Source organism: Hyphomonas jannaschiana VP2, from assembly GCF_000685215.1.
GTDB classification, from domain to species: Bacteria; Pseudomonadota; Alphaproteobacteria; order Caulobacterales; family Hyphomonadaceae; genus Hyphomonas; species Hyphomonas jannaschiana.
On the sequence record NZ_ARYJ01000006.1, the window covers coordinates 209,456 to 230,685 of the forward strand.

Consider the following 21,230-nt stretch of genomic DNA (forward strand, 5'->3'; position numbering starts at 1 on the left):
CTCCGATTATGTTCTAGAATGTCCGGCTGAGGCCGATCGTGGCATTGACTGGCTCGCCTGGGAAGTAGCGCGGCGTGCCGAAAGAGACATCTGCCCGGTCGGCATAGCGCTCGTCTGTCAGGTTGCGGATATTGATCCAGACCGTGTGCGTATCCGTCCAGGCCCAGGCCGCGCGGGCGCCGAGCACGGTATGTCCCGGATAGGTATACTGGTTGCCGGGATCGGTGAAGTATTCGCCGATGTGTTCGACATTCAGCGACAGGGCCAGCCGGTCCGTTGCCTGCCAGTTCAGGCGCGCATTGGCGAGCCATTCCGGTGCGGTATCGATCTCGTTACCGTCGAGGATCGTGTTTGAGGCAGAGCCTGCAATAATGCGGTCGAACGTATAGGTCTGGTCCGACCAGGACACATTGCCGGACAGGGACAGCGTGTCTGTGAGGTCGTAGGCGGCGGAGACTTCGATGCCCTTGTGCTCGGTTGAGCCGTCGGTGACGTTCAGGCCGTCGGAGTCGCGGAAGAAGAAATTCTCCTTGTCCATCCAGTAGGCGGAGACATCGAAGACAAGCCGTCCGTCGAGGGCCGCGCCGCGTGCGCCAATTTCCACACTGTCCAGCGTTTCGGCATCGATCTGGCCGACGACCTGCAGGCTTTGCAGGCGGTAGAGGTCCGACACCTGCGGGGCGCGGGCGCCGCGCGCATAGTTGGCATAGAGATCGAACGTGTCGGAGACGGACCAGACAGCGCCGAGCTTCGGTGTCAGGAACTCATAGGAATCCAACCGGTCGGCGGGCACGTTGAAGCGGCCATTGATGCCCGCAGGAGCCTTCGTGCTGTAGTCATAGTCATGGCTTTCACCGCGGAGCCCTGCGAGGATACGGACATCTTCAGAAAGCGCCCATTCCAGTTCGGTCCACAGCGCCGCGACGGTGGTGTCGACGTCATAGTCATAGTGGACGCCCTGCGGGAAGCGGGAGTCGCCGGGGAAGAAGCCGAACGGGTCCGGCTGGATTTCGCGCAGGTAACCGCTGGCCGCGTCGAGATCTGTGCCGACGCGCCAGGTGAGCTGTTCGGACACAGGCTGCTCATAGCGCACCATGACGCCGCCGCCGGTATGGCCGTTCTTCTCCACGCCGCCATTCGGCAGGAAGTGCTGGGAGAAGATCATCGCCTGCGAATGCGCATAGGGGATGAGGGTCAGTATGCCATCGAACAGGGGCCGTTCAAGACGCGCACCAACGCGTGCCGACCAGGCATTGCGATAGGCATCCGGATCGGGGTTCGTCTTCGCGATGTCCTCATCCTTGTAGGCATCGGCGCCGGTGATATAGCCGCCGGATTCCTGCTCGAGGTTCTGGCCGGATAGCCAGACGGTCGCGTCCCAAAGGCCCGGATTGAACTTGCCAATGAGGGAGAGTTTCTGCTGGCTGACATCGGTATTATCGCGCCAGCCAGTGTCTTTCATCAGCGAGAGGTTCACCAGCCAGTGCTGCCCCTCGTCCAGCTTCATGTCGGTGCGCCAGCGGCCGAGCGTGCCATAGGAGGCGCGCACTTCGCTGCCTTCGCCCGGTTCTGGCAGGATCACGTTGATCAGTCCGTGCACGGCATTTGAGCCGTATTTCGCACTGCCCGGCCCGCGCACAACCTCGATCGCATCGGCGATCTCATGGTGCGGCTCGATCAGGGAATTGACGTTGCCGAAGGCAGGGGAGCGGGTGGGGACACCGTTCTCGAGGATCAGGAAGCTGCCCTGCCCGGCTCCGCCGGTCAGCACCGGCGAACGGATGGCAATCAGATGCTCCTGCCCGGAATTCATCTGCACGTTCACGCCGGGCAGCTGGTTCAGGATTTCAGCCGGGTGGTCGGCGGCGGTGGCGTCAATCTGTTCTGCCGTCGCGAAACTCTGGCTGCCGGGATCGGCTTCAGACCGGTCACCCCAGATTTCGACCGGAGAAAGTCTATTCTCAATCCACCAGACGCGCTTCTGACCGGTTTCATCAACGCAAGTTCCTGCGCCTTGCGATTTGTCGACCGGCGCATCGCAGGCAGGAAGCGAGACGTCTTCATTACCGGCTTGCTGCGCGAAGGCCGGTAGTGAGCCAAAAGCCATCGTCATCCCGGCCGCAGCGCAAAGCGCAGAGAGCCGGGAGCCAGAGGCCATCAGCGAAAGTCTGAGCTGAGTCCCGGACAAACGCTTCGCGTTTTCCGGGATGACACGATCCGGACCAGTATGCATGAACGCTTCCTCCCAAGCGGAAGCCTTGTGTTTCGTACGTGCCGCTGCGGCACGCAAGGGCCAGTCAGTCACGCCTGCGTGTCAGGCTTTTGTCAGCTGGTCAGCCCGCATGCCCGGCGAAGAGCTGATAAGGCAGCGCGCCGACGACGGCTGCCGAGAGGCAGGTCGCGAACGTGCCCGCCACCAGGGTGCGCCAGGACAGGGAGAGGAAGTCATCCCGGCGGCTCGGCTCGATGATCGACAGGCCGCCGATCAGGATGCCCATGGAGCCGAAATTGGCAAAGCCGCAGACCGCGTGGGCCGTGATCATGCGCGTGCGCGGGTCCATCGCATCCGGCGGCACTTCGGCGAGCTGCAGGAAGGCGACGAATTCGGTCAGCACCGTCTTCACGCCCATCAGGGAGCCTGACTTCGCCGCCTCCTCCATCGGCACGCCGACCATGTACATCAGCGGCGCAAAGATCCAGCCGAGGATACGCTCGATGGAGAGCGGTGCGCCGGCAACGTCCGGCAGGGCACCAAGCCCGGCATTGACCAGCCAGAGCAGCGCCAGCGCCGCAATCAGCATTGTCGCGATGTTGAACACGATCTGCAGCCCGTCGGTCGCCCCGCGCGAGAAGGCATCCATCGTTGAGGCGTAGTTGAAGTCCGGCTCTTTCATGCGCTCGGTCGCCGGGGTGGTTTCCGGAATCATGGTGAGCGCGACGGCGACAGCTGCGGGCGCAGCCATGATGGACGCGGTCAGCAGCTGGGCCAGCGGGTTCGCCATCTTGCCTTCAAGGAACGAGCCGTACACGACGAGGACCGAGCCCGCGATGGTCGCAAAACCGGCTGTCATCATGATCAGCAGTTCCGACCGCGTCATGCCCTTGATGTAGGGCCGGATGAGAACCGGCGCCTCGGTCATGCCCATGAAGACGTTGGCGGAAACGGCCAGCGACGTCGCTCCGCCAAGGCCCATGCCCCGCCGGAAGATGAAGGCGAAGCCGTTCGTGATCCATTTCAGGATGCCCCAGTGCCAGAGCATCGCCGACAGGGCGGCCACGACGATCACGATGGGCAGGATCTGGAAGAAGAAGAGTGGCGGGGGCGTGCCATCCATCAGCTCGGCCCCGGCGACATTGTCCCCGACATAGCCGAACACGAAGCCGGTGCCCGCGCGCGTCGCCGCCTGAAGGCCGTCGACCACATCATTGGCGCGGAACAGGATGGAGCGGATGAAGGGAATGCCGAACAGGATCAGCGCGAAAACGAACTGCATCACGGTGGCGCCGATGACGACCTTCCACGGGAACAGTTTGCGCTTTTCAGACCAGGCCCAGCAAAGGCCGTAGATCATGGCGATGCCGAGCAACGCACGGGCATTGTCCCAGCCCCATTCGAAACCCATGATGTTCATCCCGGCCCAGTCTCCCTTCCCCGAAGATATGAGCCTTATGGATTAAACGTGACATCGCCGCAGGGAAAGCTTTCATGTGTGCGGCGGGTGCAATGCGCGGTTCCTGGCGGTCCCGCAGGCGCCCGGCCGGCCAACCGCACATGAGACTCAACCTTCATTTGACGCAGATACCTGCGGTGGATAGGTTTTCGCCTTAATATTCAGGCCTCTGGCGCCGTCTCCTGAGAGACAAACCGCCCGTCGCCCAGGAGAACAGACCCGAATGAAACTGCGTGCTCTTTTCATGGCTGCCCTCATGGCCATGGCCGCCCCCGCTTTTGCCGAAACCGACAGCGCCGAAACGGCGAAGGAGACCGAAGCCAGGCCAGTCCCCGAACCGGTCATGTTCGTCACCCAGCACTCCGGCACGTTCGGCCGCCAGAAGGTGAACTACAAGGTCGAGGCAGGCGAGACGCAGATCAGGAATGACGAAGGCAAGCCGGCGGCGAGCCTGTTCACCATTTCCTACATTCAGGATAATGCCGGTCCGAACCGCCCGGTCACCTTCGTGTTCAATGGCGGGCCGGGCTCTGCCTCGGTCTGGCTGCATCTCGGCCTGCTGGGGCCGAAACGCGTCGTGGTGGCGAGCGATGCTGACGCGGATGACGGCGCCGCGCCCTACCGGATGGTGGACAATCCTCTGTCGATCCTTGACCAGACTGACCTTGTCTTCATCGACCCGGTCGGCACCGGCTTCAGCCAGGCCATCGGCGAAGGCGAGAACAAGGATTACTGGAGCGAAGCGGGCGACAAGGAATCCATCGCCGAAGTCATCCGCATCTGGATCACGAAGCACAAACGCTGGAACGCGCCGAAATACCTGATCGGCGAAAGCTTCGGCACGACGCGCGCGGCGTATCTTGCCAATGAGCTGACGGTCGGCGACGTGGACATTGCCCTCAACGGCATCGTGCTGATCTCGCAGGCGCTGGACTATGAAGGTTCCACCTCCGTCCACGACAATGTCTATTCCTACGTCACCTACCTGCCCTCCATGGCAGCCGTGGCCCAGTATCATGGCCGTGCCGGGCAAGGCATTCCGCAGGCGGACTTCCTGGCTGAGGCCCGCGCCTTTGCACGCGACGAATATGGCCCGGCCCTCTGGAAAGGCGACCGGCTGAGCCCGGAGGAGCGCGCCTATATCCGTGACAAGCTCGTCTATTTCACCGGGCTCGATCCGCAATATGTCGAGACGTCGAACCTGCGCATCCTGATGCACCGGTTCCAGAAAGAGCTGCTGCGCGACGAGGGCGTGGCGCTCGGCCGGCTCGACGGGCGTTATCTGGGCGATGAGGCCGACGACATTGCCGAAGGCCCGGAAGATGACGTGGCGAGCTATGCGGTCAGCTCGGCCTATTCGGCCCTGATGAACCAGTATCTCGCCACCGATCTCGGCGTTGAGATGGACCGGCCTTACATGGTCTCCAGCCCGGATGCAGGCGAGCAATGGAACTTCCGCGACGTGCCGGAAGGCCAGTACTGGGAACCGCACTATGTGAATGCCGGGCGCAAGCTGACCACCGCCATGCGCCACAATACCGGTCTGAACGTCATGGTCGCCAGCGGCTATTACGACCTGATCTGCCCCTTCTTCGACGCGGAGATCACCTTCGCACGCTATGGCATCCCGCAGGACCGGGTCGACATGACCTACTATCAGGGCGGCCACATGATGTACCTGAACGAAGGCGCGCTGGATGCTCTGGTGAAGGATATTCGCAGCTTCTACGCCGGACAGCTGGAAGACCAACGGCCGGATTAAAGCCCGATAAAAAACGCCCCTGGCAAATTGCCGGGGGCGCTTTCATGAGAATCGAAAACCGGATCAGCCCAGTTTGCAGACGCAGATCTTGTTGCCGTCCGGGTCGCGGAAATAGGCGCCGTAGAAAGTCGGCATGCGCTGGCCGGGGGCACCTTCGTCCTGTGCGCCGAGTTCGATGGCCTTGTTGTAGACCTTGTCGACGGTGGCAGCGTCGGGCGCAGCAATCGCCGGCATCACGCCATTGCCGCAGCTGGCCGCCTTTTCGTCGTACGGGCCACCAATTGCCAGCATGGGCGCGCCCGGACCTGTGCCATAGAAATAGAGGCGGCCATTGTTGAAGACCTGTTTGGCCCCCATCTCCCCCAGAACCGCGTCGTAAAAGGCGCAGGCCTTGGCCGTATCATTGGAGCCGAGCGTGACATAAGCGAGCATGTTGTTTCCTCCTCTGGTGCATTCCAGAATGGAACCGATACACGCCGCGACAACACGCGCAAGGTATGACGCAGGGGAGATGCTTGACGTTCACGTGAGCGTCTGGTGTGAAACCCCCAGACTTTTCAGGAGAAAGCCCATGTCTGACATCCGTTTTGACGGCCGTGTTGCCATTGTCACCGGCGCTGGTGGCGGTCTTGGCCGCTGCCATGCCCTCGAACTCGCCCGCCGCGGCGCAAAAGTCGTCGTCAACGACCTTGGCGCTTCCATGGACGGTTCGGGCGGCAGCTCCGAAGCGGCTGAAGCTGTCGTCAAGGAAATCGAAGCGCTGGGTGGCGAAGCCATCTCCAACGGTTCGTCCGTCGCCGACGAGGCCGGCGTGCAGAAAATGATCGATGACACGATGGCCAAATGGGGCCGCATCGACATCCTCATCGCCAATGCCGGCATCCTGCGCGACAAGTCCTTCTCCAAGATGACGACCCAGGACATCGACCTGGTCCTCGCCGTTCACCTGCGCGGCACCTTCCTGCCGGTCCACGCTGCCTGGAACATCATGAAGGAGCAGAACTACGGACGGATCGTCGTGACCACCTCCTCCACCGGCCTCTACGGCAATTTCGGCCAGGCGAACTATGGCGCCGGCAAGCTGGGCGTGGTCGGCATGATGAACACGCTGAAAATCGAAGGCGCGAAGAACGACATCAAGATCAACGCCGTCTGCCCGGTCGCCGCGACCCGCATGACCGAAGGCCTGATGCCGCCGGAAGCGCTGGAGCAGCTGAAGCCGGAATATGTCACGCCGGGCGTGATGAACCTGGTGAAAGACGACGCCCCGACCGGCATGATCCTGTCGGCTGGCGCCGGTGCCTTCTCGATGGCCCGCATCGTCGAAACCCGCGGTGCCTATGTCGGCCAGGGCGAAGAGCTCACCGCCGAGGCCGTCGCCGCGAAATGGGGCGAAATCACCGACACGAGCAAGACGCTCGACGCCTTCACCTCCGGCGGCCAGCACGGCGCGAACATGTTCTCGCTTGTCGCTGAAGGCAAAGGCAAGGGCTGAGACTGAAGCCTGAGGCGGGAACGCCACCCGCCTCGAAAGCTTGCCAAAAATGACGGCGAGGCGCAGGTTGTTCCCTGAAAAGGAGAACTCCCATGCGCCTCGCCGTTCTTTTGTTTTTCCCAATGTTTCTAGCCGGTTGCGCATGGTTTCTCGAACCGGGCGTCGTGCCGGACCGCACCGCTCCGCCAGAAGACATCTCCACGCCCCAGGATGAAGACGCTACATCGCCGGGCATCCCCGAGGCGGCCGAAGGCGAAATGTGCGGCGGGATCGCGGCCATCCAATGCGAAAGCGGGCTGACCTGTATCTATGAAGATGGTGCCTGCCACGCCATCGCGGATGCCGCTGGCACCTGCAGGAAAGCCGGACCGTTCTGCACCAAGGAATACCGCCCGGTCTGCGGATGCGATGGCGAAACCTATGGCAATCGCTGCGAAGCCTATGCCGAGGGCGTCAGCGTCGCCTATCCCGGCGAGTGCAAGGTGAAAGAGAGCTGACAGCAAAGCCTCACGCTCACGGATGAAGAAAGGCCCGTACTCCTCTGGAATACGGGCCCTTTTTTCATTCTGCGTGCAGACTATTCAGCGCTCTTCATCGCCTTGAGGTACATGGAGTTCTTTGGCTTCGAGAAGACGCGCTCCACCATCGGCTCAAAGAATTCCAGTGGCTCGCTTTCATAGTCCGGATCGAAGGCCGCCTGGTCGTATTTGTGGCAGAACTCGGCACAACGCTGATAGTGCGGGCTGTCCTTGAACTGTTCGCGCATGTTCTTGTCGAGGCCGAGATACTCGAAGAAATAATAGCCTTGGAAGGCGCCGTGATTGGCGACCATCCAGAGATTTTCCTCCGACACGAACGGCTTCAGGATCGCGGCCGCCACGTCCGGATGGTTCATGCTGCCAAGCGTGTCACCAATGTCGTGCAGCAGCGCACAGACAACATATTCCTCATCCCGGCCGTCGCGGTGGGCGCGGGTCGCCGTCTGCAGCGAGTGCTCCAGCCGGTCGATGGGGAAACCACCGAAATCGCCATCCAGCAGACGGAGGTGATCCAGCACGCGCTTGGCGAGGCCCTTGTTGAAGATCCTGGAATGCTCCGCGATGATTTCCCAGTCTTCCTTGGTGCCCTCCAGCATTTCGCGGAATTTTGCGCGTTCGCCTACGGCGTGTCCGTCAGCCATCTCATTTCCTCCGGTTTCTTGTTGTCTCGCGGCAGGATAGCCCCGCCGCGAGAGAGTTCCAATCCCCGTCCCGTCAGATCGGCGGCGCAGCCGAAGGCGGAACGTCAGAATCTTCCTCGTGCACCTCGATCAGGCCAAGGCCGACATGGCTGCGCTTACGGCTGTAGAAGAAGTAGATCGCGAGTCCGATCGCGCCCCAGACCGGCAACACCATCTTCGCCACGAATGGCAGGTTCAGATAAAGGCCAAGGCAGCCAATCGCCGCGATCGGGGCGATCACCCAGACGAATGGGGTGCGGAACGGGCGGAAGCGGTCCGGATCTGTCCGTCGGAGCATCATCACCGCAATCGCAACCATGAAGAAGGCGAACAGCGTGCCGGAGTTCGAAATATCCGCCAGCTGGCCGACCGGGAAAAAGGCCGCTGCGATGGCCACACAAATCCCGGTGAAGATAGTCATCTTCCACGGCGTCTTGAATTTGGGGTGCACGTCGGCAAGCTTCTCCGGCAGCAGGCCATCGCGGGCCATGACGAAAAAGATCCGCGTCTGGCCGTAGATCATCATCAGGATGACGGATGGCAGGGCGATGGAGGCCGCGAGGCCGACGAGGTTGCCGATTATGGGGAAGCCGACAATACGGAGCGTCTCGGCAAGTGCTTCGTCCGAACAGACGATTGGTGCCTCGCCCAGCGCCCTGAGTTCTGTGCAGCGGGCGGCAAAGCCTGCCCCATCCGGTGGGAGAACTGCGCCGGCAGCATCCCGCACGGGCTGGGCCCCGACGGTTCCAACCACACCGGCCGCAACAAGGAAGTAGAACACCGTACAGATAGCGAGCGAACCGATCAGGCCGATCGGCACGTTGCGCTGCGGGTTCTTAGTTTCTTCAGCAGCGGTCGAAACCGCATCGAAGCCGACATAGGCGAAGAAGATGGTCGCCGCCGCCCCGACGACGCCGAGCCCGTCATGCCCCAGCAGGCCGGTTGGCATCAGCGGTGTGAAGTTCTCCCCCTTCAGGATCGGGAAGCTAAGCACGATAAAAGCCGTCAGTGCCGTGACCTTGATGGCCACCAGAACCGCGTTGACCGAGGCGCTTTCGCTGGTCCCGATGACCAGAAGCCAGGTCACCACAGCCGCCACCACAATGGCCGGCAGGTTCACCACGCCATGGCTGAAATCGACGTGCGGGATACCGCCTGCGAAGCCCCAGGCGGGGCCGCTACTGAGCGCCCCGGGCAAGGTAAACCCGGTTAAATTCTCCACGAGGCCCATGACATAGCCGGACCAGCCCACGCACACCGCCGACGCCGCCACGGCGTATTCGAGGATCAGTGCCCAGCCCACCATCCAGGCCAGAAGCTCGCCCATCACGGCATATGTATAAGTGTAGGCAGAGCCCGACACTGGCACCATAGAGGCAAGTTCAGAATAGCAGAGCGCGGCCACGGCGCAGACGAAACCTGCAATGACGAAAGAGAACATCATCCCCGGCCCGGCCTTCTGAGCAGCCGCAGCGGTGAGAACGAAAATACCTGTCCCGATCACGGCCCCGATGCCCAGCATGGTAAGCTGGAAGGCGCCGAGGGATCTGTGCAGGGACTTCTTCTCCGCTGTCGCAAGGATGGCGTCGAGCGGTTTGATACGGTCGAATATCATGGGGAATGCTCCGATAAGCGGCGTTGAGCCTATCCGTAATTCCGGAGGACACAAGCGTTTCCATACGCAAGACGCCCCTCCGTTTCCGGAGAGGCGTCCCATGTTGCGCACCGACAATCAGTCCCAGAGCGAGCCCAGCGCCAGCTGGTCGACCCAGGTCTCCCGCATCGGCGCATGCGCCGGTCCGCAACGGCGGCAGACATGCTCGTGCAGGCGCCGGGCAAGGATCCAGCTGGATTCGCCGGTACGGGCCCCTGCCTTTTCCACGGCATCGACAATGAAGCGCAGGGTGTCTTCCTGCAGATCCGCATTGTCTTTGCCTCTCGCCTCTGCGAGCCGCCAGCCGGCGGTATCCCGGCGAAGCGCCAGGACGGCCCGCTCGACACCGTCGCGCAGGACGTAGACCGCCATTTGCCCGGCCGCGATGTCGCTGGTGAAATCCCGCAGGCAATTACGGAATTCCAGTGCGACCTGTTCCAGCGTTTTTCTGTCGGTGACCCGGGAGAAGGCAGACGGCAGATCCGGCGGAGCCAACGACTTCCCGAACTCGGTCGGCTGAAGATCTTCCGCCGCCATGTCAAAAAGGCGTTCTGCAGATGCAGCTCGCTCCCACCGGCGCGCGATGGATGCAGTCTGCTCCTTACCGCGGATGCGGACGGCCAGACGGAAAGCCTCCGCCAGGTCATCTACGGCGCCCTGGCTGTCCGGAATGTGCCGAAGGATTTTCGGCACTCGGAGCAGCACAGGAAGCCTGCGGATCAGGTAAAGCTGCGGCGGACGAATCTCATCCGTATGCCGCAGCACCTGCGCCGTATTCTCATCAGAGAAAAGGGACAGGAACAGATCATAATCTGCCGCCTCCCACAGGGTTTCACCCAGCCGGGACAGTGCTTTCATCAATCCACCCGAGGCTTGTCCGTGCATGAGGTGTTTCGCAACATCTCCATCCCGTCCGTATTCCACGACCCGCGCAATCTCGTACAAGTCGAGATCACGCGACAGCAGGATCGCCGCCGCATGACGGCGGGCGGACGGCAAGGCTAGAAAGCCCGCATGAGGTGCCGGCCATGCAATGGCAAGCGCTTCAGCGTGCGCCCCGGCAAGAAACCGGAGCAAGGGCGTCATGGCACCGGCACGGCCATGGAGCCGCACAAGGCGCCGGGTCATGGGATTGCCCATGATCCACCTCCTTCCAGATCGCCCGCAATCCGGAAAGCCGGACACGGACCGATTGAAGTCAGAAAAATTGTGAGGTCAGACGCCCACCGGCAAACGCGCGGGGGACGCTGACAGCGCTCCCCATCGACTGAGGAGCAGGATTGTTTTTGCGCAACCGTGCTTCATCTGTTTGGTCCGTTGGTTGGTTTGACCAGCCATCCGTGTTCGGATGGCTGGTCAAGAGGAAGGTGGCGTATAAGGTGAGCCACCACTGACTGTCAAGGACACGTCGAAATTAATTCGATCACCCCTTAACGCACACGACCTGCTTCAACGTGTGAACAATCTCCACAAGGTCGGACTGGGCCGCCATGACAGCGTCGATGTCCTTGTAGGCCATCGGCGTTTCGTCGATGACGCCGGAGTCTTTCCGGCATTCGACGCCTTCGGTCGCCGCAAGGTGGTCCTCCACAGTGAAGGTCCGCTTGGCTTCCGACCGGCTCATCGTCCGCCCTGCCCCGTGCGAGCACGAGCAGAACGAGTCCGCATGCCCCTTCCCGCGCACGATGAAGGATTTCGCCCCCATCGATCCCGGGATGATGCCGAGTTCGCCCGTCTTGGCGCTTACTGCGCCCTTGCGGGTGACCCAGACATTGGCGCCGAAGTGGTGTTCCCGCTCCACATAATTGTGGTGGCAGTTCACCGCTTCCTTCTCCAGCGAGAAGCCGGGGAAGAAATCGCGCAGCGCAAGCAGCACACGGTCCATCATCACTTCGCGGTTGAGGCGCGCGTAGTCCTGCGCCCAGCCGACGGCCATCGTGTAGTCATCGAACAATTCTTCCCCTTCCACGAAGAAGGCGAGGTCCTTGTCCGGGACGTGATAACCGAGCACCCGCTTCTCCAAGGCCTCGCGGGCTTCCTGGATGAAGTAGGTGCCGAGGATGTTCCCCGTGCCGCGGGAGCCCGAGTGCAGCATTACCCACACGCGATCCGCTTCGTCGAGGCAGAGCTCGATGAAATGGTTCCCGCCGCCAAGCGTGCCCAGCTGTTTGGCAAAGGCCGTGCGCTGGATCCGCTTGTGCTTGCGGAGGATCACGTCGAGCTTGTCGGCGAGGCCAGAGGCGCGCAGCGCGGTGGCCGCACGGGCGGGCGCTTCCTTGTGGTTGCCACCGCGACCGTTGCCGACCGGTACCTTGCGTTCGATCTCGCTGCGGATGGCCGACAGGCTGTCCGGCAGGTCGTTCGCCGTCAGGCTGGTCCGAACCGCCATCATTCCGCAGCCGATGTCGACGCCGACAGCCGCCGGAATGATCGCACCCTTCGTGGGGATCACCGACCCGACCGTCGCCCCGCGCCCAAAATGGACGTCGGGCATCACGGCCAGGTGCGAGTGAATGAAAGGCAGGCCCGCAACATTCTCAAGCTGCGCGCGCGCCTGCGATTCGACAGGGACCCCTTTCACCCAGGCCTTGATGCGCCCACCGGCGCTGGTTTCAAATACTTCAAACTGGCTCATCGTTCTCACAGCTTCTTCTGACAAAGCTCCTCCTGATAAGCCCTCCGCGCGGTCCTTCGGGTTTAGAAAGACAAAGAAAAACCCTCCGGGCGGTAAAAGCGCGGAGGGCGGCATAAACTCCTTTCGGAGCCCGGGACTGACCATCAACCCCTATCCAGCAACCTCCATGCGGCAGCGATCCTCGCCCTGATACAGGGCCGGAGCTGTCCTCTGGAAATTTGATTCTGGCCGTTTCATCGGTCCGTCCTCTGGCTGCATTGGAGGCGCCGTATGATGGAAACGCGCAGAGGCGTCAACCGCAAAAACGAAAAGCCCCGGAGGAAAGCTCCGGGGCTCTTTGATTTCCTTGCGGAAAATTCTTTGCGCAGATTATTCGCCGGCTTCGAGTTCAGCCTCGTGGCGGGCCTTGTCAGCGGCGCCTTTGGCGGTCTCGTCACGATCGACCATCTCGAGGACAGCAACCGGTGCGTTGTCGCCATGGCGGAAGCCGGCTTTCAGCACGCGGGTGTAGCCACCGTTGCGGTCCTTGTAGCGATCGCCGAACACGTCGAAGAGCTTGCGGACAGCATCTTCGTTACGGACCTTGGAGAGAGCCTGGCGGCGGGCAGCAAGGTCGCCCTTCTTGGCCAGAGTCACCAGCTTGTCCATGATCGGCGCCATTTCCTTGGCTTTCGGCAGCGTCGTGACGATCTGCTCGTGCTCGATCAGGCTTGCGGCCATGTTGGCGAACATCGCCTTCCGGTGAGAAGTCGACTTGTTCAGAGTGCGGTGTGCAAGTTTATGGCGCATTGTGATTGTCCTTCAGGAGGTGATCAGGCCCCCATCTGCCGGGTCCTATAGGTGGTCGTCGTATTTCTTGGCGAGGCCTTCGATGTCTTCCGGCGGCCAGTCCGGCACTTCCATGCCGAGATGCAGGCCAAGACCAGCGAGGACTTCCTTGATTTCGTTCAGCGACTTGCGGCCGAAGTTCGGCGTGCGCAGCATTTCCGCTTCCGACTTCTGGATCAGGTCACCGATGTAAACGATGTTGTCGTTCTTCAGGCAGTTTGCCGAACGCACGGACAGTTCCAGCTCGTCCACCTTTTTGAGGAGGACCGGGTTGAAGCCGAGATCGGTTTCTTCTGTCTGGGTGCCGGCTTCCAGCGTCGGCTCTTCGAAGTTGATGAAGAGCTGCAGCTGGTCCTGCAGAATGCGGGCGGCGTAAGCGACGGAATCTTCCGGCGTGACCGAGCCATCGGTTTCGATGTCGAGGGTCAGCTTGTCGAAGTCCAGCTTCGTGCCTTCGCGGGTGTCTTCCACCTGGTAGCCAACGCGGCGAACCGGCGAATAGATGGCATCAATCGGGATATAACCGATCGGAGCGTCTTCCGGACGGTGCGCTTCGGCCGGGACATAGCCCTTGCCGGTGGCGACAGTGAATTCCATGCGGACTTCAGCGCCATCGTCCAGCGTGCAGATCACGTGATCCGGATTGAGGATCTTCGTGTCGCCCGAGGTTTCGATCTGGCCAGCTTTCACTTCGCCCGGGCCGGTCGCTTTCAGCACCATGCGCTTGGCCGTGTCGCCTTCCATGAAGATCGCGACCTGCTTGAGGTTCAGGACGATCGTCGTGACGTCTTCGCGGACGCCCGGGATGGCGGAGAATTCGTGAACGACGTTGTCGATCTGGACGCCAATGATGGCAGCGCCCTGCAGAGAGGACAGCAGCACGCGGCGCAGGGCGTTGCCCAGCGTCGTACCATAGCCACGCTCCAGCGGCTCGATGACGAGCTTCGCCTTACGCTTCGGGTCGTATCCAGCCTGAACCACCGGGCGGTTCGGGCGGATCAGTTCTTTCCAGTTACGGTCGTTTACGGCGGTGTTCTCTGCCATGTGTGGCGATCCTCAAAAAGCGGATGGCGGCGCGAATTGGGCGCGCCGCCGGGAAGGTTCATTCCGTTTAGACGCGGCGGCGTTTCGGCGGGCGGCAGCCATTGTGCGGGATCGGCGTGGTGTCGCTGATCGCCGTAACCGTCAGGCCAGCAGCCTGAAGGGCACGCAGGGCGCTTTCGCGGCCCGAACCCGGACCACGCACCAGAACCTCGACGGTCTGCAGGCCATGCTCCATGGCCTTTTTCGCGGCATCTTCGGCAGCCATCTGGGCAGCATACGGGGTCGATTTACGCGACCCCTTGAAGCCCATCGTGCCAGACGACGACCAGGAGATCGTATTCCCCTGCGCGTCGGTGATGGTCACCATCGTGTTGTTGAAGGAGGAGTTCACATGAACGACACCAGAGGTGATGTTCTTGCGCTCCTTGCGGCGGACGCGGGTCGTCTCACGAGCCATAACGAGCTACCCCTTACTTCTTCTTGCCGGCGATCGGCTTGGCCGGACCCTTGCGGGTACGAGCGTTGGTGTGCGTACGCTGACCGCGAACCGGCAGCTTGCGGCGATGACGCAGGCCACGATAGCAGCCGAGGTCCATCAGGCGCTTGATGTTCATGGAGGTATCGCGGCGCAGGTCGCCTTCGACCATGTAATCGGAGTCGATCGTTTCGCGGATCTTGATCACTTCAGCGTCGGTCAGTTCGGTCACGCGGCGCGACTCGTCGACACCCACCTTCTCGCAAATTTCCTTTGCGAAGGCCGGGCCGATGCCGTGGATGTACCGCAGCGCAATTACGACGCGCTTGTTGGTCGGGATATTTACGCCTGCAATACGGGCCAAAGCCGATTCTCCTCAAGCGGACTGTTCAAACATTAAAAGCGCGCCGAGTCGGAAAGCGGATCCGCCTCGCGCGCCGGCGATTAAGCCTTAAGCTAAGAATGGAGGCTTATAACTGGGGAAATTAACGCGTCAACAGCGGAATCCCAGCTTTATGCCGTCTCTTTCAGCGCAGCGTCAATCTGGGTTGCAACCTCTTCAATCGAGGCCATCCCGTCGACTTCCGTCAGGATGCTCCGCTCAGCGTAAATCGGCACCAGCGGGGCAGTATCCTCGTAATACTTCTCAAGACGTTTCGAGAAGGTTTCCGGGTTGTCATCCTTGCGGCCCTGCTCTTCGAAACGCTTAGTGACGCGTGCCAGAAGCTGCTCGTCATCCACCACCAGGCGGACAACGCGGTTCACTTCCGTTCCACGGGATTTCAGGAGCTCATCCAGGGCAGCGGCCTGTCCGACCGTGCGCGGGAAGCCATCGAAGATGAAGCCCGCTGCGCCCTGATTGGCGGTCAGCTGTTCATCAATCAGGGCGATCACGATCTCGTCGGACACGAGGCCGCCTTCGTCCATGATGGTCGCAACGCGCTGACCCAGTTCAGAGCCTGACGCGCGGGCGGCGCGCAGCATATCGCCTGTGGAGAGCTGGATGAAACCACGCTCCTCTACCAAACGTTTCGCCTGCGTCCCCTTCCCGGCCGCAGGCGGCCCGAACAGAATTAGGTTCATTTCTTACGACCCCCGAGCTTCGACTTCTTGATCATGCCTTCATATTGATGCGCAATCAAATGCGACTGTATCTGCGTCACGGTGTCCATGGTGACCGACACCACGATCAGCAGCGACGTACCCCCGATATAGAACGGGATCTCCGGGTAATAGCGCCGCAAGAGCTCTGGCAGAACACAGACAAAGGTCAGATAAAGCGCACCGATAACCGTCAGGCGAGTCAGCACATAGTCGAAGTAGGCCGCCGTGTTGGAACCCGGACGGATGCCCGGGATAAAACCGCCATATTTCCGGAGGTTATCGGCCGTTTCCTCGGGATTGAACATGATCGAGGTGTAGAAGAACGTGAAGAAGATCACGAGCACACAATAGGAGATGATGTGCGTCCAGGTGCCCGCGGAGAAGTTCGCCGCAAGCCAGGAGAGGATGCCATTCACTTCGGTGTCCGTTGCCGCCCCAGCCGCATTGCCCCCCATGAAGCCGACAACGGTCAGCGGCAGCATCAGCAGCGCTGACGCAAAGATCGGCGGAATCACACCGGCCGTGTTGATCTTCAACGGAAGGAAGCTCTTCTGGCCCTGTGCCACACCATGCGCCTGCTGGCGCTTCGGATACTGGATCAGCAGCCGTCGCTGTGAGCGTTCCATAAACACGATAAACACAACCAGAGCGATGACCATCGCCGCAATGGCGATAACAAACACCACGTTCACCGAGGTCGCGCGGGCCTGGCTGATCAGGTTAACGATGGCCTTGGGTAGCTCCGCCACGATACCGGCGAAAATGATGAGTGAAACACCATTCCCGATACCGCGCGCCGTGATCTGTTCGCCCATCCACATCAGCAGCATGGTGCCACCTGTCAGGGTGACAACGCCGGTAAGGATAAAGAACGGCCCGGCAATGCCATCGATACGCACGTGTGACAGACCGGACGAAATCGCGAAGGACTGAACCAGCGCAAAGGCGAGCGTCAGGTACCGCGTATACTGGTTGATCTGCTTTCGGCCCGCCTCGCCTTCTTTCTTCAGCTTCTCAAGTGTCGGAGAGGCCTGTGTCATCATCTGAATGATGATGGAGGCGGTGATGTAGGGCATCACGTTCAGGGCAAATACGCCCATCCGCTCCACCGCGCCGCCGGCAAACATGTTCATGTTGCCCAGCAGGCCGCCGGACTGGCTTTCAAAGATCGACGCGTAGGCGACCGGATCGAGACCCGGGATCGGGATGAATGTACCGAGCCGGTAGAGCAGCAACATGCCCAGAGTAAACAGGATGCGATTCTGCAGATCCTTGGCCTTGGCGAAGGTTCCGAGATTTACATTGCGAGCCATCTGTTCTGCGGCATTGGCCATCGATGCTCGATCTCCCTGAAAATGCGTGCGCCGCCAAAATCGGCGGCGTCACGGTGTTTGTGAAGGGGTTCCGGGTAAAAACCGCTGTTTATTCTGCAGCCGTGTCTTTTTCGGCACCCGTAACAGTCACCTTGCCGCCAGCCTTTTCAACGGCCTCGATCGCAGCTTTCGACGCGCCGGTCACGGTGATGTTGAGGTTCTTCGGAGCAGCGCCCTTGGCCAGCAGGCGAACGCCATCACGGACGTTGCGCACGAGGCCGGAGGCGACAAGCGTCTCCTCGGTCACGTTGGACGGGTCCAGCTTGCCAGCTTCCACAGCCTTGGCGACACGGCCCAGGTTGACCCAGGACATTGTCTTCTGGCCACGCGGGGTGAAGCCACGCTTCGGCAGGCGCATGTAGATCGGCATCTGGCCGCCTTCGAAGCCATTGATGGCAACGCCGGAACGGGCCTTCTGGCCTTTCACGCCGCGGCCGCCCGTCTTGCCCTTGCCCGAGCCAACGCCGCGGCCAATGCGCATACGCTGCTTGGTGGAGCCTTCAGCGGGGGACAGTTCGTTGAGTTTCATCGTTCTATCTTCCGATACGTCTTGATGGTTGGGGCGGCGGGCGAAACGGCACGGGGCCTTATTCGCCGACCACCTCGACCAGGTGGGCCACTTTGCGGATCATGCCGCGCACGGCCGGAGTGTCTTCGAGTTCCTTGGTCCGGCCAACCTTGTTCAGGCCGAGGCCGACCAGCGTCTGGCGCTGCTCAGGCTTGCGGCCGATCGGGCTGCCGGTCTGGCGGACGGTAAGTTTGGATTTCGACATGTCGTTACCCTTCCCTAGGCTCAGGCTTCAACGACGCCGGCTTCCGACGCACCATCGGTACGGCGGCCAACCACGTCCTGAACTTTCAGGCCACGCTTGGAAGCGACGGAACGCGGGCTTGCCTGCCCCGTCAGCGCGTCAAAGGTAGCACGAACCATGTTGTAGGGGTTCGAGGAACCGATCGACTTGCCGACCACGTCCTGAACGCCGAGCACTTCCATCACGGCACGCATCGGACCACCAGCGATCACGCCGGTACCGGGAGGGGCAGCACGCAGGACGACCTTGCCAGCGCCCCAACGGCCTTTGCCGTCATGGTGCAGCGTGCGGCCTTCGCGCAGCGGGATACGAACCATGTTGCGCTTGGCTTCTTCCGTTGCCTTGCGGATCGCTTCCGGCACTTCGCGGGCTTTACCCTTGCCGAAGCCGGCACGGCCCTTCTGGTCACCAACCACGACGAGGGCCGCGAAACCGAAGTTCTTACCGCCTTTCACCGTCTTGGCGACGCGGTTGATGCCAACCAGCTTGTCGACGAATTCAGACTGCTCCTCGTCGCGATCGCGATTCCGGCGGCCTCTTCCTCTTTCTTCAGCCATAGGGCCTCTCCTTAGAATTTGAGACCGCCCTCACGGGCGGCGTCTGCCAGGGCTTTCACCCGGCCGTGGAACATGTAGCCGCCGCGGTCGAAGACAACGTCTTCAACACCGGCTTTCTTGGCGCGTTCTGCCAGGACCTTGCCGACCTGAGCAGCAGCGGACGTGTCAGCACCGGTTTTGGCACCGCCCAGAACGTCTTTCTCAAGCGTCGAAGCCGAAGCGAGCGTGATGCCCTTTTCGTCATCGATGATCTGAGCGGAGATGTTCTTGTGGCTGCGCGCAACCGACAGGCGCGGGCGGCCTTCGGCGACCTTCCGGAGCTTGGTACGTACGCGCTGGGCGCGGCGCTGCATCTTTTCGCGTGAGCTTTTCATGGCGTTACTTCTTCTTACCTTCCTTACGGCGGACGTATTCGCCCGCGTAACGGATGCCCTTGCCTTTGTAAGGCTCCGGCGAACGGTACTTACGGATCTCGGAAGCGACCTGGCCGACAACCTGCTTGTCAGCGCCCGAAATGACGACTTCCGTCGGCTTGGACGATGCCAGCGTGATGCCTTCCGGCGCCGCGTAGACCACATCGTGCGAGAAGCCGAGAGCCAGTTTCACATCCTTGCCCTGCATCTGGGCACGATAGCCGACGCCGACCAGTTCGAGCGTCTTCTCGTAACCCTTGGACACGCCTTCAATCATGTTGGCTGCGCGGGAACGCGCTGTGCCCCATTGGGTGCGGGCAACCGGGTCGAGGGCCTGAGCGAGCGTCGGAGGACGCTTGCCGCGGGCTTTCTCGGCTTCGATGCGATCGTTGGCAGCCTTCATCATGTCGTCGCGCGGCGTTACGGTCAGCTCATTGCCTTCCAGTTTCGGCGTGATGACTTCAGCAATCGTCAGGGACAGTTCGCCCTTCGGACCTTTTGCCTTGATCGTCTGTCCTTCGACCGTCACCGTGGTGCCGGCAGGGATCTCAATCGGGAGTTTTCCAATACGTGACATGGTGCTCTCCTAGAAGACCCGGCAGAGCACTTCGCCACCGACATTCTCGGCGCGGGCGACGTTATCGGACATCACACCTTTCGAAGTCGAAAGGATGGAGATGCCGAGGCCGTTACGCACCAGCGGAATGTCGGAGACCGAAGAGTACACGCGGCGGCCGGGCTTGGAGACGCGTTTGATCTCCGAGATGACCGGCTGGCCTTCATAGTACTTGAGCTCGATTTCCAGGTTCTTGTGACCGTCTTTCTCGATTTCCGTGTAGCCGCGGATGTAGCCCTCCGACAGGAGAACCTCCAGCACACGGCCACGGAGCTTTGAAGCCGGCGTGACAACAGTCGACATGCCGCGCATCTGAGCGTTGCGGATGCGGGTCAGCATATCGCCGAGGGGATCAGAAATGTTCATGTTTACCCTCCTCTCTTACCAGCTGGACTTCACGAGGCCGGGGATCTGACCGTTCGAGCCAAGCTCGCGCAGCGCGATCCGCGACATTTTAAGTTTGCGATAGTACCCGCGCGGACGGCCGGACACTTCGCAGCGATTACGCACGCGGTTCGGTGCGGAATTGCGCGGCAGCTCAGCCAGCTTCAGGCGAGCCTTGTAACGCTCTTCCAGCGACAGGTTTTCGTCCATCGCCGCCGCTTTCAGCTTTGCACGCTTCTCAGCGTAGCGCTCCACCAGTTTCTGGCGTTTCGCGTTTTTCTCGATTGCGCTCTTCTTTGCCATTTAAGCAGTCTCCTGGGCGCTAGTTGCGGAACGGGAAGCCACACTCGGCGAGGAGTGCTTTGGCTTCTTCGTTCGTTGCGGCGGTGGTGCAGACGATGATGTCCATACCGCGGATGTCATCGACTTCGTCATAGTTGATCTCCGGGAACACGATGTGTTCCTTCAGACCCATGGCGTAGTTGCCACGGCCATCGAAGCTCTTGCCGTTCAGACCACGGAAGTCTTTCACGCGCGGCAGGGCGATGTTGGTCAGACGATCGAGGAACTCGTACATGCGGTCGCGGCGCAGGGTAACCTTACAGCCGATCAGCATGCCTTCGCGAACCTTGAAGCCGGCGATCGACTTGCGGGCCTTCGTAGCAACCGGCTTCTGACCAGCAATCCGCTCAAGCTCAGCCAGGGCCGACTTGATCTTCTTGGAGTCCGCCACAGCTTCGCCGACGCCCATGTTGATCACGACCTTATCCAGTTTCGGGATCATCATCGGGTTCGAGTAGTTGAACTGATCCTGCAGCTTGGCACGGATCTGCTCGCGATACTTCGTCTTCAGACGGGGTTCGTATGCCTTAGACATCGATAGATTCCCCAGAGCGTTTGGCATAGCGCGTCTTGCGGCCATGCTCGTCGGTTTTGAAACCCACGCGAACGGCCTTGCCATCGCGCGGATCGGTGAGCGCTACGTTCGAGACGTGAACCGGCGCTTCAAACGTCTTCAGACCGCCGGCATCCATCTGGGACGGCTTCTGGTGACGCTTCACAACGTTCACGCCGCGCACGACAACGCGGTTCTCATCCGGGATCACCTTCAGGACTTCACCCGTGGTGCCCTTGTCGCGGCCAGCGATCACGACAACCGTGTCGCCTTTTTTGATCTTCGCAGCCATC

25 protein-coding genes are annotated in these 21,230 nt (G+C 61.2%); 3 read left to right on the top strand and 22 right to left on the bottom strand.

Annotated elements, in window-relative coordinates:
• Positions 1-13 precede the first annotated feature (13 nt).
• Both HJA_RS11365 and HJA_RS11370 read right to left on the bottom strand, forming a co-directional pair.
• The gene (locus tag HJA_RS11365) at positions 14-2,233 is read right to left on the bottom strand and encodes a TonB-dependent receptor (RefSeq protein WP_241764345.1); all 2,220 of its coding nucleotides are present in this window, start codon (positions 2,231-2,233) and stop codon (positions 14-16) included.
• A 100-nt stretch (positions 2,234-2,333) separates the two neighbouring features.
• A complete protein-coding gene (locus HJA_RS11370) occupies positions 2,334-3,632 on the bottom strand; it encodes a NupC/NupG family nucleoside CNT transporter (protein WP_241764346.1) in 1,299 nt (432 codons plus the stop codon).
• Positions 3,633-3,894: 262 nt separating this feature from the next.
• Here HJA_RS11370 and HJA_RS11375 point away from each other — a divergent pair, with 262 nt between their 5' ends.
• Positions 3,895-5,433 (top strand): S10 family peptidase, encoded by a 1,539-nt coding sequence (locus HJA_RS11375; protein ID WP_035582221.1) that lies wholly within the window; start codon positions 3,895-3,897, stop codon positions 5,431-5,433.
• Between the two features lie 63 nt (positions 5,434-5,496).
• Here the strand turns inward: HJA_RS11375 and HJA_RS11380 are convergent, their stop codons facing one another.
• On the bottom strand, positions 5,497-5,865 hold the full coding sequence (locus HJA_RS11380; RefSeq protein WP_035582225.1) for a VOC family protein: 369 nt from the start codon (positions 5,863-5,865) through the stop codon (positions 5,497-5,499).
• A gap of 139 nt (positions 5,866-6,004) precedes the next feature.
• Between HJA_RS11380 and HJA_RS11385 the strand changes: the two genes are divergently transcribed.
• Entirely contained in the window at positions 6,005-6,928 is a 924-nt protein-coding gene (locus HJA_RS11385) for an SDR family NAD(P)-dependent oxidoreductase (protein ID WP_035582227.1), read from the top strand.
• A 92-nt stretch (positions 6,929-7,020) separates the two neighbouring features.
• Entirely contained in the window at positions 7,021-7,425 is a 405-nt protein-coding gene (locus HJA_RS11390; protein WP_035582229.1) for a Kazal-type serine protease inhibitor family protein, read from the top strand.
• 80 nt (positions 7,426-7,505) lie between these two features.
• Here HJA_RS11390 and HJA_RS11395 read toward each other — a convergent pair whose 3' ends face one another.
• The 19 genes from HJA_RS11395 to rplX form a co-directional block, all read right to left on the bottom strand.
• Positions 7,506-8,108, bottom strand: a complete 603-nt coding sequence (locus tag HJA_RS11395; RefSeq protein ID WP_035582231.1) for an HD domain-containing protein — start codon at positions 8,106-8,108, stop codon at positions 7,506-7,508.
• A gap of 73 nt (positions 8,109-8,181) precedes the next feature.
• Positions 8,182-9,762: an amino acid permease gene (locus HJA_RS11400; protein ID WP_035582234.1), complete on the bottom strand. Its 1,581-nt coding sequence runs from the start codon at positions 9,760-9,762 to the stop codon at positions 8,182-8,184.
• Positions 9,763-9,879: 117 nt separating this feature from the next.
• Positions 9,880-10,941, bottom strand: coding sequence for a hypothetical protein (locus HJA_RS11405; RefSeq protein WP_035582237.1), 1,062 nt, complete (start codon positions 10,939-10,941; stop codon positions 9,880-9,882).
• Between the two features lie 283 nt (positions 10,942-11,224).
• A complete protein-coding gene (locus tag HJA_RS11410; RefSeq protein ID WP_035582392.1) occupies positions 11,225-12,445 on the bottom strand; it encodes an RtcB family protein in 1,221 nt (406 codons plus the stop codon).
• Between the two features lie 360 nt (positions 12,446-12,805).
• Positions 12,806-13,225, bottom strand: a complete 420-nt coding sequence (gene rplQ, locus HJA_RS11415; protein ID WP_081814664.1) for a 50S ribosomal protein L17 — start codon at positions 13,223-13,225, stop codon at positions 12,806-12,808.
• 45 nt (positions 13,226-13,270) lie between these two features.
• Positions 13,271-14,308 (bottom strand): DNA-directed RNA polymerase subunit alpha, encoded by a 1,038-nt coding sequence (locus tag HJA_RS11420; protein ID WP_035582240.1) that lies wholly within the window; start codon positions 14,306-14,308, stop codon positions 13,271-13,273.
• Between the two features lie 67 nt (positions 14,309-14,375).
• Positions 14,376-14,765 carry a 30S ribosomal protein S11 gene (gene rpsK, locus HJA_RS11425; RefSeq protein WP_034765851.1) on the bottom strand — a complete coding sequence of 130 codons (390 nt, stop codon included), beginning with the start codon at positions 14,763-14,765 and terminating at the stop codon, positions 14,376-14,378.
• Positions 14,766-14,778: 13 nt separating this feature from the next.
• Positions 14,779-15,147, bottom strand: a complete 369-nt coding sequence (gene rpsM / locus HJA_RS11430; RefSeq protein ID WP_035582243.1) for a 30S ribosomal protein S13 — start codon at positions 15,145-15,147, stop codon at positions 14,779-14,781.
• Between the two features lie 149 nt (positions 15,148-15,296).
• On the bottom strand, positions 15,297-15,866 hold the full coding sequence (locus HJA_RS11435) for an adenylate kinase (RefSeq protein ID WP_035582246.1): 570 nt from the start codon (positions 15,864-15,866) through the stop codon (positions 15,297-15,299).
• The gene (gene secY / locus HJA_RS11440; protein WP_035582249.1) at positions 15,863-17,221 is read right to left on the bottom strand and encodes a preprotein translocase subunit SecY; all 1,359 of its coding nucleotides are present in this window, start codon (positions 17,219-17,221) and stop codon (positions 15,863-15,865) included. Before secY ends, HJA_RS11435 begins: the two co-directional genes overlap by 4 nt.
• Positions 17,222-17,309: 88 nt before the next feature.
• A complete protein-coding gene (gene rplO / locus HJA_RS11445) occupies positions 17,310-17,789 on the bottom strand; it encodes a 50S ribosomal protein L15 (RefSeq protein ID WP_035582252.1) in 480 nt (159 codons plus the stop codon).
• 58 nt (positions 17,790-17,847) lie between these two features.
• Positions 17,848-18,033: a 50S ribosomal protein L30 gene (rpmD, locus tag HJA_RS11450; protein WP_034765840.1), complete on the bottom strand. Its 186-nt coding sequence runs from the start codon at positions 18,031-18,033 to the stop codon at positions 17,848-17,850.
• A 20-nt stretch (positions 18,034-18,053) separates the two neighbouring features.
• Positions 18,054-18,629 carry a 30S ribosomal protein S5 gene (gene rpsE / locus HJA_RS11455; protein ID WP_035582255.1) on the bottom strand — a complete coding sequence of 192 codons (576 nt, stop codon included), beginning with the start codon at positions 18,627-18,629 and terminating at the stop codon, positions 18,054-18,056.
• Between the two features lie 11 nt (positions 18,630-18,640).
• On the bottom strand, positions 18,641-19,003 hold the full coding sequence (gene rplR, locus HJA_RS11460; protein WP_035582259.1) for a 50S ribosomal protein L18: 363 nt from the start codon (positions 19,001-19,003) through the stop codon (positions 18,641-18,643).
• Between the two features lie 4 nt (positions 19,004-19,007).
• Positions 19,008-19,619, bottom strand: a complete 612-nt coding sequence (gene rplF / locus HJA_RS11465; RefSeq protein WP_035582263.1) for a 50S ribosomal protein L6 — start codon at positions 19,617-19,619, stop codon at positions 19,008-19,010.
• 9 nt (positions 19,620-19,628) lie between these two features.
• Positions 19,629-20,024 (bottom strand): 30S ribosomal protein S8, encoded by a 396-nt coding sequence (gene rpsH, locus HJA_RS11470; RefSeq protein ID WP_035582266.1) that lies wholly within the window; start codon positions 20,022-20,024, stop codon positions 19,629-19,631.
• 15 nt (positions 20,025-20,039) lie between these two features.
• Positions 20,040-20,345, bottom strand: a complete 306-nt coding sequence (gene rpsN / locus HJA_RS11475) for a 30S ribosomal protein S14 (RefSeq protein WP_034765827.1) — start codon at positions 20,343-20,345, stop codon at positions 20,040-20,042.
• Positions 20,346-20,364: 19 nt separating this feature from the next.
• Positions 20,365-20,919, bottom strand: coding sequence for a 50S ribosomal protein L5 (rplE, locus tag HJA_RS11480; protein WP_035582268.1), 555 nt, complete (start codon positions 20,917-20,919; stop codon positions 20,365-20,367).
• A complete protein-coding gene (gene rplX / locus HJA_RS11485; RefSeq protein WP_035582270.1) occupies positions 20,912-21,229 on the bottom strand; it encodes a 50S ribosomal protein L24 in 318 nt (105 codons plus the stop codon). The genes rplE and rplX overlap by 8 nt, the downstream gene beginning before the upstream one ends.
• Position 21,230 lies beyond the last annotated feature (1 nt).